At 54.1% G+C, this 11,471-nt stretch carries 9 protein-coding genes; all 9 read right to left on the reverse strand.

The window, feature by feature from the left end:
• Positions 1-24: 24 nt before the first annotated feature.
• The gene (locus HY788_12450) at positions 25-2,934 is read right to left on the reverse strand and encodes a PglZ domain-containing protein (GenBank protein ID MBI4774967.1); all 2,910 of its coding nucleotides are present in this window, start codon (positions 2,932-2,934) and stop codon (positions 25-27) included.
• Between the two features lie 12 nt (positions 2,935-2,946).
• Positions 2,947-7,284: a hypothetical protein gene (locus HY788_12455; GenBank protein MBI4774968.1), complete on the reverse strand. Its 4,338-nt coding sequence runs from the start codon at positions 7,282-7,284 to the stop codon at positions 2,947-2,949.
• 1 nt (position 7,285) lies between these two features.
• Positions 7,286-7,681 carry a HEPN domain-containing protein gene (locus HY788_12460; protein ID MBI4774969.1) on the reverse strand — a complete coding sequence of 132 codons (396 nt, stop codon included), beginning with the start codon at positions 7,679-7,681 and terminating at the stop codon, positions 7,286-7,288.
• Positions 7,665-8,027: a nucleotidyltransferase domain-containing protein gene (locus HY788_12465; GenBank protein ID MBI4774970.1), complete on the reverse strand. Its 363-nt coding sequence runs from the start codon at positions 8,025-8,027 to the stop codon at positions 7,665-7,667. Before HY788_12465 ends, HY788_12460 begins: the two co-directional genes overlap by 17 nt.
• 22 nt (positions 8,028-8,049) lie before the next feature.
• On the reverse strand, positions 8,050-8,466 hold the full coding sequence (locus tag HY788_12470; protein ID MBI4774971.1) for a hypothetical protein: 417 nt from the start codon (positions 8,464-8,466) through the stop codon (positions 8,050-8,052).
• Positions 8,460-10,541 carry a hypothetical protein gene (locus tag HY788_12475; GenBank protein ID MBI4774972.1) on the reverse strand — a complete coding sequence of 694 codons (2,082 nt, stop codon included), beginning with the start codon at positions 10,539-10,541 and terminating at the stop codon, positions 8,460-8,462. The genes HY788_12470 and HY788_12475 overlap by 7 nt, the downstream gene beginning before the upstream one ends.
• Entirely contained in the window at positions 10,542-10,904 is a 363-nt protein-coding gene (locus HY788_12480; protein MBI4774973.1) for a DUF86 domain-containing protein, read from the reverse strand. It abuts the gene before it with no gap.
• Complete coding sequence (locus HY788_12485; protein MBI4774974.1) at positions 10,897-11,187, reverse strand: nucleotidyltransferase family protein; 291 nt, start codon at positions 11,185-11,187, stop codon at positions 10,897-10,899. Before HY788_12485 ends, HY788_12480 begins: the two co-directional genes overlap by 8 nt.
• Positions 11,188-11,219: 32 nt before the next feature.
• Positions 11,220-11,471, reverse strand: a 252-nt coding sequence (locus HY788_12490) for a hypothetical protein (GenBank protein MBI4774975.1), incomplete at its 5' end; no start/stop codon positions are given.

An 11,471-nucleotide genomic window follows, 5' to 3' on the forward strand; every position in this document is an offset into this window, starting at 1 on the left:
GGGTTGTTGTCTTGGCATCCGGCATCACTTCATGCTCCTTGGGGTCAAGCCCAATATCTTCCCGAGATGAGCTGGTACTCGGCGAACGATCTTTTCTGAATTCAGGCGCATGGAGAACCGAATAGTCCGCGCTTTTCTCACCATGCGTTGCGCCTCACGATAGGTGACGCTGATTCTCAGCAGCCGCTCCATGATGCCAGCCTTGCGCTCTTCATCCGAAGCATCGGCGGCATCTGGAACAAATCGAAAAACGACGTCTCCTCCCGCCGTAGAAATGTATTCGACTTGGGAGGGCAAGGCCGGTGTTTCCTCTTTGTTCTGATATACCGCTTGCGCCTCGAGCCGGAGCTCCCTATGTTTATGAGATTCCGTAAGTTCAACAGGCATCTTAAACTCGGCTTCTTCCCCTTCAATGAGTTCCGCGGGCCCGGTAATCGGGCCGAGGACAAGCAGACCCTCTTCCGGCGCTTTCACACGCATGGCAAGCATGGGCACAAGCATTTCCTGGATCGAAATCCCACCGTGTGAATATGCATCCGGATTGAAATTGGCTTTCGGCCGGGCCAGGGCGTAACCGGTTTTCGGAAAAATGATCGATTCGAATTTCTTTTGCCAACTCTGTTTGGTGGACCGGTCAAGGGCTTCCCCGGCGTTGGGCATCCGCAGATCACCGACCGGAAACTCCAGGACGCTATCGCGAACCTTGCGCGGTGCGCCGACACCGTTCAGGGTCTGTCTAAGCCACGCGTTCTGATAGAAACAATCATTCGGCTCATTCAACCAAGGCAAATCAATACGGATACGCTCGCGACCGATAGCGCCAAATCCATGGTCGGCTATTACAAAGACCTTGGTATCTGGTGTTAGTCCACGAATGATGGCCATGACCTCGGTGTCGATGATGTCCTTGATATGCTGCTGATAGATGAATGCCAGCGGGCGTCCGGGAACGCATCGACCATCGGGCAGTGTTTTCACCGGAATCTTGTGGAGTTCCTTGTCACAGAGTTCAAAGATGAAGAACTCGATGCTGCCTGCTCGATACCGAACGGTCTCACCGGTTCCCATACCATCGGGAGCCACGACTTCGACATCCCCTGCATATCCGAACTCTCGGTGCATCGCTTCTTTAAGAAGAGCGTCTTCGCCGCGCCGGGTGTCGAAGGAATCGGGAAATGTTCCAGCAAAGATCGCTTTTCTGCTTATGTGGGTCTCTGAGGGCAAAAGGGACGTGGCGGGGTAATCCGCAATGATCTCCATGCGATCCTCAAATATCGGCCTGACCAGCTCGTCCCATATGTCGTAACGCATGCCGTCGAACACAAACACCACTGCCTTTTCGCCTTGGGGGTCCCAATGAGGCTTAAGGCACCGCCTCAAGAACTGGCTGGTCAATCTTACTTCCGATGAATCCGAAGCAACCCACGATTTGTACTTTGCGGCCACCAGTTCTTGGTAACGGGCGTTCACGCTCGCGAGCGCCTTTTGCGTGTCGTCGCGCAGCAAGCTCACGCGCTCTCGAATACGATCTTGTGCCGACAGAAAAGCGGGCGGCAGATCGATTGCGGAACGTGGGAGAAAATCGACGCTAAACACCAAACGCTCCAGAGCAGACAGAAAGTATTCCAGACGGTTTGCCCGACGATCATTCCATAAGGCTCGGAACCACTCGAAAGTCAACTCTGAGGTTGGTTTCACACTCAGGTTCTTTACGGCGACATCCAAGGCGTCCCGGATGTCGCGGATTGATCGCACCAAACGATATGCCGCCTTCAGATTCTCCCAGGCCGGCGAAGGACGTTGTTCGATAAACAGGTCCTTCTTGCCATCTGTTTCTGTGAATAGCACCTGATCGAGTTTCTTATGTGAAGCAAGGGGCGGAGCGTCGGAGAGGAAACTGTCCAGGCCGACCAATAGGGCCAAGGATCGGATAAGGACCGAATAATGTTCATTCTCGATAACCTCCGCAAAGCGACCGCTGGCCGTAACCTTCAGTTGATCGAGAAGGATGAGGTTGATTGCATCCTTGGACAACGATGATTCGACATCCTGAAGGTCGCGATGAGCCCGATGGGGGTCAATAGACACAAGTTCAGGTGCGGCCTCGCCAATCAGTGCTTTGTCGATTTCACTGAAAGTTGTGAGGTCCGGGTCAATACTGGCAAGCATGAGCTTCCAATGCTCAACGTGCTGGGATAGTATCGTTGACAGATAAAAAGCCCTGACTATCAGTTCCGGCGGCGAGTCAGCGAACCAGCAGAAGGGAGCCGGGGCGCTGCGCAGCTCGTCGCGGATGGAACGCGCTACTTCCGGGGCGAGCGAATCAAGTTCCTCAAGCGCCGGATACCCGATAAGGCCGATACGCCAGTAGCTTCTTGCCTCCGGGCGTTTGAAAGCGGCCTCGGGCACCCCCAATGCCGAATAGGCAACAATCGTCTTGAAATCGTGGTCAGTAAACCGTGTCGGATGCGCCACGCGCAGGCTCGCGTGTGCTTTGAGAACAGCGTCTAAGCACCCCGTAATCAGCCTTGCGAACCTTGGATCATTGGACTCTTGAGGCCAGTTCGGGTCCCCGGTCTTTTCAATCAGAAACTGCCGTAGACTGATTTCGATCCGTGCCGTCTCAGCGGTTCTGGAAAGAAGATCAGGGTAAAAAGGGGGAGGCGCTTTTGTCAGAGACGCATGGGCCCTCCTTCGCGCCGGAGCACGGTCGATCAGGAGCAGCTTCTTCGTATCCTTTGAAACGGTTGCCCTTTCAAAGAGTTCCCTGAAGACGAGATTCGTAGATGCGATGATCACCGTAAATCCGCTCTCATTAGCGAACCGGTGGACAGCACCGTCGGCCTCGGGGAGAAGTCGAAGCGAATCCTGGACAAGCAGAATCTGCTCATCCTTCAGCGCTTCCAACTTATCAATTACCCAGCTCGAAAGCATCGACTCGCCCTCCTATTCCAACTGGAGCATTGGAAGGGAGTCGTCGTCTCCCTCGTTTTCGGTGAACTGGGTTTCAAGGAACCGGCCGAATTCCTCTGCGACTGTCCCGACCTGGTCCTTCTGAATGGTGCCAACATTGGGCCTGAAGTCGGCGATTCTGACTCGCTTCACAACGATGCGCTTGAGGTATTTGTTAATGATGTCCACGATCCCAGGCGGTTCCCGCACGACTTTGACGAAATAGGTGCGAAGCTCTTCAGTGGTCTTGCACGCCAGCAAACCGGAGATGGTCGGCTCCGTCTTTCCCTGCTCAAGCCGTTCCCGCACGGTAGGATTCAAGAAAACCTCCATCTTCCGGCGGAATACATCGTCGAGCAATTGACCGGCCTTCTTGGCTGCATCGCTTGCCGTCTGCGCATGGATTGACGCATTCACAAAAGACAAACCGCATTCATGCAACGGACCGTTGCGCAGGTGATCCTCGACGGAAGCGCGCGAAGGAGATGGGCACTCGAATATTTCAGAACGGAGATGGGTCAGACGGGAAATCAGTTTGTCCGTGCTTGGCGGTTGCAGTGCCGTGACACCATCCAGGACGCCGAGTGCGTTAATGTCGGCTCCGGTTATTGCATCCTGAATCTGCTTGCGACTGGCGTCGATCCTGTTCACCACGGATTCGTGCATCGGTACGTATACCGATGAGTACTCGCGGATCATTGCGGCAATCGTGTCTCTTTCCTCCTCGACCGGTGGGAAATGGCCCACGAGTTCGGTCTTCAGCTTTACGTCGGAATCGATATAGTCTTTCAGGGTGCCAAGCTTGGCCCGGACGGCTTCTATAGCCTTTCGTGCCTGAGCCAGTTCTTTCTGGTCTCCCAGGGTGATGGCGCAGTAGGCATGAGCTGTCCGAAGCTCGGTCTCGTATTCAAGGAAAGCCCGAAGGTCCCTGCAGTTTTTGAGTCGATTGGCAAGATCGTCCACCTCGGCAGGGGTCGCCATGTTCGTATCAAAAGCCTGATACCCCATGGCCTCTTTAAGGGCGTAAAGAAAAAGGTAAATGTCGTCGCCGCCATCGATATTTGCGGAAAAAAGCTTCACAACCTGCGCCAGTTCCGCTTCATAGGGATTGACGGACTTCAGTGCGTCGAACAGGCTCTGCGCCCGGCTCGCCACCCGTGACGAGGATTCTTTTTCCTGGGCGAACAGTTGCCGTAGCTTGGCCCGGTGTTCGGAGATCATGGCGTCATCGTGAGTGGTGGGGATTTCGGTTCCGAGCAATTTCTCCGCATACGGTCTCAAGACTTCCCAATTCTCGGGCTTGGCCACTTTTTGAATCTCGCCCAAGGCATCCAGCACTTTGGTCGAAAACTCCACATCGGCTATGTTCGAATAGTCGAGCAGGGGAAGGGCAAGCCCGGCCTTGGCCCCCAAGGTGATCCGCACACGCCCCTCCCGGACCAGACAGAGCATATAGAGCTGAACCATGCGTCGCGTGAGCCCGTAATCCTTCGGACCGCCGATGCCCATGAAGTTCTTGTAAAGGGTATCCACCTTTATGGTTTGGCCATCGTCCGTCAACTTGTCATCGATGAACGTCCACATCTCCTGCACATAGGCGTTGCCCGAAACATCCAGTTCTTTTTCGGCGCTCTTTTTCATGATGTTCAGGCCGAAGCCGAAGTTCTGTGCGGCGCTTATGTTCTGATTGGGCTTTGCCCCCTTGCGAATCCGGCCTGTCCTGACGATGCCGTTGATGACCTTGACCCCCTCTTCCTTGCGGAATACGAAGGGCGGATCAAACTTGATGTCCCTGGACACATAGGCCGCTGTAAGCACCCGATCCACCAACGGCGTCAGGATGGCCGCCAGTTCGCCGGCCACGCGGAACTCCATCTGGGTGTTGTTCAGCGCGTCGACACGGCCCCGGGCGTAGCTGTTGTCCACGATCTTTACGATCTTGGCAAGGTCGGACTGGAGCGCGTTGGAAACCCAGTTGACCACCGCGACGGCATCCTCGGTTTCCTTGCCCTGCCCGTCGGAAATGAGCTTGCGGTAGGCGGCAAAATCCATGAGCCGGTCGCGTTCTTCCTGGGTCAGCTCTGCCGGGGTCCAGAGAAGGACGCGTGGGTCCTTGCGTCGCTCGACCAGCTTGAGAATGGAGGTGTCCGCGACGTGGCGGGCGCCGATATATACGGCGAAATCAAGATCTGTCTGATCGCTTTCAATGGGTGGTAGCGGCAGATTTTCGGAGAACATTCGCCCGAGATCGCGCATCCCCACCCGCCCGGAAATCTGCCGCCCTCGCCAGATCACATCCAGATTTTGATCCCCGGAACGTGCAGCGCCTCGGTCCTCCCATGGTGCAATGAACGGAGCGATGTCCCTGAATGTAGACCTGACGCCGCTGGACAAATCGATGGTCATCTGGCGCGTGCGCACCGGCCACTCGTCAAGCGCCAGGAGGTGGTCCCACGCTTCCTTCTGCATAGCCTCGTTGGATTCCGCTTCGTCTCTGGCCTTGCTAAACTCATCCCTCGGATCAACCCCGGTAAAGACGGGATCAAAGCGGTATCTCGGCCGCTTCTCCTCGTCGAAGGCCTGGACGATCTGTCGTAATTCCTTCTTGAGGTTGTCGGCGATAGTTTCGTAGTGCTGGTTGTTTTCGTCCGGATTGGCGTCGGCGTCCCGCTCGATGAGCACCGAATTGGCGATCTCCTCCGGCGTGATGCCCTGCTGGCGCGTGCGGGAAATATGATAGAGGAAGAGGGTCTGGATGACCTTGACGCCCTTGTCGCGGTGAACCTTCAAGTAGCCCTTGGTCAGGCCGTCAATCTGGCGCTTGCATGCCTCGTAAGCCCGATAGTCCGTCTCGCGTTTCGTTTTGATAGCCACCAGCCCGGCATGGACGCCGCTCGGGTCCTCTTCGTAACGCACAGCCTCATCGAACAGCTCCCACAGGCGTATGAGCTCGCGGCCCTTGTTCTTAATTTGGTGCTTCAGGGTCTGATGCATGAAGTGGATCGCGGAACGAGTCGTGGTCAGCTCATAGGTGATCGCCCGCAGGACCTCGATGGCAGGTTTATGGAAAGGGAAAAAGTGACGAAAGTCCGGCTCGCCGATGCTATTGGGCCAAGTGAATCCTCGCTTGTAATGGAGATAATAGTTGCTGATGGCCGCCGGTTCTTTGATCTCCCTCACGCGCGCCAGGACGATGTCGTAATAATCCTTGTCCTCTTCGAGCAATTTCACCAGTTTCAACCGGTCGTCGGCGATGATGTTCTTGACGCCCATCTTGCTTTCGATGGCCTGTTGGGCCGCGCAGACCGTCCACACGGGCAGATTGTGGATTTTCGCCAGGCGGTTGGACAGTACGACCAGGGTCTTCTCGTCATCGGTCCGCTGATCCTCGTCCCGGTTCTTCATGAACAGCGACACTTCGTCCAACACCAAAAGAACCCCGCTATACCCCTCGGCCAGAATCGTTTCTATCATGTGCGTGAGGATGTCCTCGGTCTCCGCGGCAATCTGGGGCTGGACTTTCAGATATTCGGTGTAGAAGCGCCAGAGCTTATTGCCGCAGCTCCGTTTATATTCCGGTGTTTTGTTCTGCTGGATGGTGCGGAGGAAGTCGTCAACCTCTTCGAATTCATCCTCGTCGAAAAACTTCGGGGCACGCAGGAACTTGGCCAGGTCCCTCCGGTAGCGCTCCATGTCCTCGGTGATGAACCGGTCGGCCAACAGCTCCACAGGATAAAGCGAGATGTTCTTGCCGAGTTCGACCTGTATCTGCTCCTTGGCCGCATCCAGGATGTACTCGGAGAGACGCCGGCCTTTATCGGTCAGGCCCACCGTACCGCTGCCCGCTCCTACCAGTGTCTTGACAATGACGAAGATGCCCTTGGTTCCTTTGCTGCTTTTGGCCTCGATTCCCGCCTCCCAGAAACGAAACAGGGACTCGCGCTTGCCGCGGCCGGAGGCGTCTTCCTTCTTCTTGACGATATCCCAGGCATCCTTGCGTCCCAGAGCCAGGGCGGAAAGACAGCAGAGCAGATGGGATTTACCGGAACCGAACTCAGCCTGAATCCAATACCCCTGGCCAACCGGATTCTCCTTGCGCTCCCGCTTCCAGGGGGCGGCCATGTTGCGCAGGATGTCCGTGAGGAACGGCCGGACCGGATCGATTTGAAATTCCTCAATGGTCTGCAGCTCCGGCTTGCGGGCCTTACGGTTCGCCTCGGAGTTCGAATCAGCCCAGACATGCTTCTCCAGGGAATAGACGGAGATGATCTTGTCCGGAACCGTGCAGATCTCGCTCAGGTCTTTCCTGAAGGTAAACAGGTCATCGGCCATTTTATCGTCCTCCTAACTCCTTTGAGCCAATTTTTTTCCAGCACGCCTGGGCGGCTTCAATAGCATCCCGGGCATCTTCCTCACCCGGCAGCCCATCCGTCAATGAACCCGGCAAGGCATCGGGATAACGGGTCGGAATATAGAAAATGTCGAGTTGGGCCAAATCATCCTGTAAATGCGAAAGATATCCCGTTGGCAGCAGGCCAAGCAGATCGACAATCGAATGGGTTCGAGGAGGTGTTTTCCCAATATTCGCTATCAAGCCTTTTATGCATTTTTCAACGCACTGCTGGCTGTGAAAACAGACCTGGTTATAAATACCTTCTTTCAATGCAAGTTCCGCCATCTGTAAATCCTGGCGGGCGAATTCCAACCATCGATCACCTGGCGCGTTCATAGACGATTTCCCCCTTGCCGATGATTTCTTCTTTGAAAAACGGCCGATCCGCACATAGCCGGTCAAATTCCTCCGGCGTGTACACCATGATATCCATGCCGACTTTGGGTTGAAGGAGTTTGCGGACCTTTTTGATTCTCTGGAAAAAAGGCAGTTGGGTACGCTCCACGACCACCAGATCGATATCGGACCATTCGTGAACCGAACCAGTTGCCAGGGTTCCGAACAAAATCACCTTTTCAGGTGACCCGTGCTCCGTCAGCAAGCCAACGTAACGAGCCAACTCAAGATCCAGCAGCTTTTTCCGTTTCGCCGAATATTGCCGTTTATTCAATTGATCGTTCATTTGTGTCACCATAGTGTATTCCTTATACCGATTTGCCCTTTCGCCTTTGCGCTTTACCCTCATCTCTCGCCAGCATGCGTGCGCAAACCTGGTAATCTTCCTCGACGTTAACCATGGCCTCCTCGGTGAGGTTGTCGGGGTTGAGTCCGCCTTTCTCGTACAAGAGCTTGCCCTGCTCGTAGAGCCCGGCCCGCTTGCAGTGGCGTATCCACTCGGCAATGGTAGCGTCGCTCGGCCGTTCCTGATCGGGGATGGCAGCGCCCAGTTCGAGCTGGGCGATATAGCGCTTCACCCTCCGGCCCAGTCCCTTGACCCGGGCTTCACGCTTGGCCTTTTCCTCTTCCTCGGAGGCGGGAAGCCGCCAGGTGCCTTGTTCGGTCTTGTAGAAATAATCGGGCAGGAATTCGGCCAGTTGACGGCGTGGCTTGTCCTTCACCATGTAAATGTAGTGCTCGAATAGGTCGCTATAGTGAACCCCTTCGTCGCCCGGGTGTTTTTTGAGATGTCCCTTAATAAATGCACCAATCTTCTCACCTCGTGGGTACCGAATAAGTCCGGCTCTTTCTGTTCAAACAAGTTTTTGATTACAGGTGTTTTGACCTCATCAGCCACCTGCCTTAATAGCTCGTCGAAGTCGTACGCTTCCATTTGACCGCTACGCACCATGCGGCTCACGACCTCGTCATAGATGCGGTCCTTGGTACAGCCGGGGTTTGCGCCGATGTAATCACCGATAATTTGGCGGACCTTATCGTTAAAAGTAGTTTCGTCTTCCTCGCCGGTGATAGCAATGGTCGCCGCTACCTCACCTGACTTTGGCTTGCGAAAGTTGATGACAAGATCACGTTTGTTGACTTTATCTGCAAAATATTGATTTGTAGTTTTAGTGGCCGAATCAATGTAGAGTGCTTGTTCAGTCCTCTCCACGACAAATCCAGCTTGGGCCATAATATCTTGCACCAAAGCCCAAGTGCCTTCTGAGGTATCGTGATAGCAGAAGGAAGTGCAACGTCCTGGTTTTAATACTCGATAGCATTCTGCCATTGCTTGGCGCATCATATTAGCCCAGTCTTCTTCTGTTGTTCCACGCACTTCATTAACTATAATCTCATCTTCATGCCAATGCATATCTAAATTAAGCCAAGTTTCCCATATGAAATTTAATTCACCATATTGGACTTTTTCTGCATACGGGGGATCTGTAAAAATATAGTCTACAAATGAAGTTGGGATTCGCATAACACATGCATTGGATGTATCAATAAACAGTTTGGATTGCTGTAATGCTATATTGTTATAGCCGGATATCATGTCACCCAAAGATTCATGCATAAATCTTCCAACATGAACATCATGCAATAACTGCGGTATGTAATAGGTACCCTTTTGAATGCGACCAATTCCATCATTATTGTGCGCCATCATCCGCGACGACTTTAGAAGAATACTAGTGAACATAAATGAAAGCTGATCTTTGTGATCACCTGCATTTTTAATTTCTTCAAGGTACGCTGCCAAAGCCCATAAATTGCGTTTGGTAAAGAGTTCGGCAACAGTTCGAAAATTACGTCCCGGCCGCCATTCATTCCCCCAAGGCTCCGTGTCAGAGTCAACATGCATCATCCGATCCTTTGGGTACCAGTACGGAATATCCTTCGCCTCAATATCCCGAATCTTCTCCAGATTATATTTCACGAAATAATCGCGTTTCTTTTTATCCGGGTCGTTGTGTCGCCTCTCGCCACGTGCCGGTTTACATCCGGCTTCGCAGATATAGCTCACCAGCACCGGCACTGCGCCAAATTTTTTAGCTCGCGTGCTGATCTCTTCCACAATGCCTCTTTTGTGGCAGCGGGGGCAGGCGCTGATTTTCTTGGGTTTACCCTTGGCAGTAGTTCCTTCTACCTCCACGCAATCGAACAGCGTCACCTTCTCCAGGCAGCGCGGGCACTGAAAGACTTGGGAATAAACCGTGTAGGCCGTAGTCGCCTTGCCGTTGCAACGGTCGCATCGGGTCTCGTAAAGCCAGTCAATCTCCGGCTTGACCTTGCGCTTGAGATCCTCGAAAGCTTTCTGGAGTTCATCCACGTCAACCGGCGCGCAGTAATTCTTAGTGATGAAGGTCGCCGCCGGAGAGCGGTCGATGGCGATGGCCTTACGGCCCTCCATCAGCGCAGCTAGGGCTGTGCCGCCCGAGCCGCAGAAGGGATCGAGCACCAGATCGCCGGGTTTGGTATAGTGCCGGATGTACTGGCGGATGGCATCATGCGGCTTCTTCGACCAGTAGGTGTGCATGTTATAGATGGCCGTGGCCTTGGTGGTTTCAATGGGCTTATCGAAAGCGGAAACATCATAATCGTCCGTCTTCGGATCGTATGGCCGCTCCTTGATATGCTGCTCCACGAATGACCGCAGGTTCGGGTTCGGCTTATCGCCGGAATAGTAACCCTCCGGCATCTTGGGGACTTCTTTTTTCCAAAGGCTCATGTTCTTGTCAGGGTTGCGTTTGGGCATCTATTCCTGCTCCTTCGATCCCGGCTTTTCATCCTTTAAAAGTCTTCTGCAGGCGGTTTCGAGCGCATCCAGTTTGTTTTGCACCACGTCCCAGACTACGGGAAGGCTGACGCCGAAATACTCATGGGCCAATATGTTTCGCAGCCCCACAATCTTTCGCCACTCAATATCACCGGCCCGTTCCTTTACCGCCTCCGGCAGGCGTCCTGCCGCCTCGCCGACGATCTCGAGATTGCGCACCACTGCATCCTGGGTCTTCCGGTCCCGTGTGAAGACGTCATAACTCATCGAAACCGTGTATTCCCGGATCTGGCCGATGGCCTCCAGGATGTCGTCTATATACAGGCGGGGATCCCTACGCATAAACCACCTCCTGCTCTATGATCGGCCTGAGACGAGGTTTTACGGTATCCGCCAGAACCAGATCCACAGGCCGCTGAAGAACCTCTTCCAGCCTGAATTTAAGGTCCATGTAATTATCAAAGGTAGGCTCAGCCAGTTCCACGATGATATCCACATCGCTTTCGGAGCTTTCATCCCCTCTGGCGCACGAACCGAAAACGCCGATGCGCATCACTGAAAACCGCTCATTTAACTCCCGGCGGACTGCGGCAATTTTTTTAACTGCATCTATACTCGTTGCCATTTCTTTACCCTTTCGCCTTTGCCCTTTGCCCTTCACTCCCTAATCTCCCATAAGTGGTTTTCGGCAATCAGGTTTGTGGGCAGCGTGTAGTCACCCTCGTCCATTTCATGAAACATGATGATCCGGCCACGCGACCTCCGGCCGGGCAGAAGGAGCAGCACCCGGTCCTCGTCCGCCGCCATGGTTCGTAGTAGGTTCAGCTCGATGTGATAGGCAAAAAGCATCTCCAGGTTGGACAGGACCAGGATGCCCTGGCCGGTGAGATTTGCGCGCAGGAACCGCTC

The sequence above is a fragment of the Deltaproteobacteria bacterium genome (assembly GCA_016208165.1).
Taxonomy (GTDB): Bacteria; Desulfobacterota; Desulfarculia; order JACQYL01; family JACQYL01; genus JACQYL01.

What these genes read in the sequence shown, in the direction of transcription:
- HY788_12460 (MBI4774969.1), bottom strand. Translation starts at nt 7,681, where the DNA reads ATGAACGCGCCAGGTGATCGATGGTTGGAATTCGCCCGCCAGGATTTA.
- HY788_12450 (MBI4774967.1), bottom strand. Translation starts at nt 2,934, where the DNA reads ATGCTTTCGAGCTGGGTAATTGATAAGTTGGAAGCGCTGAAGGATGAG.
- HY788_12475 (MBI4774972.1), bottom strand. Translation starts at nt 10,541, where the DNA reads ATGCCCAAACGCAACCCTGACAAGAACATGAGCCTTTGGAAAAAAGAA.
- HY788_12480 (MBI4774973.1), bottom strand. Translation starts at nt 10,904, where the DNA reads ATGCGTAGGGATCCCCGCCTGTATATAGACGACATCCTGGAGGCCATC.
- HY788_12470 (MBI4774971.1), bottom strand. Translation starts at nt 8,466, where the DNA reads ATGGTGAAGGACAAGCCACGCCGTCAACTGGCCGAATTCCTGCCCGAT.
- HY788_12455 (MBI4774968.1), bottom strand. Translation starts at nt 7,284, where the DNA reads ATGGCCGATGACCTGTTTACCTTCAGGAAAGACCTGAGCGAGATCTGC.
- HY788_12485 (MBI4774974.1), bottom strand. Translation starts at nt 11,187, where the DNA reads ATGGCAACGAGTATAGATGCAGTTAAAAAAATTGCCGCAGTCCGCCGG.
- HY788_12465 (MBI4774970.1), bottom strand. Translation starts at nt 8,027, where the DNA reads ATGAACGATCAATTGAATAAACGGCAATATTCGGCGAAACGGAAAAAG.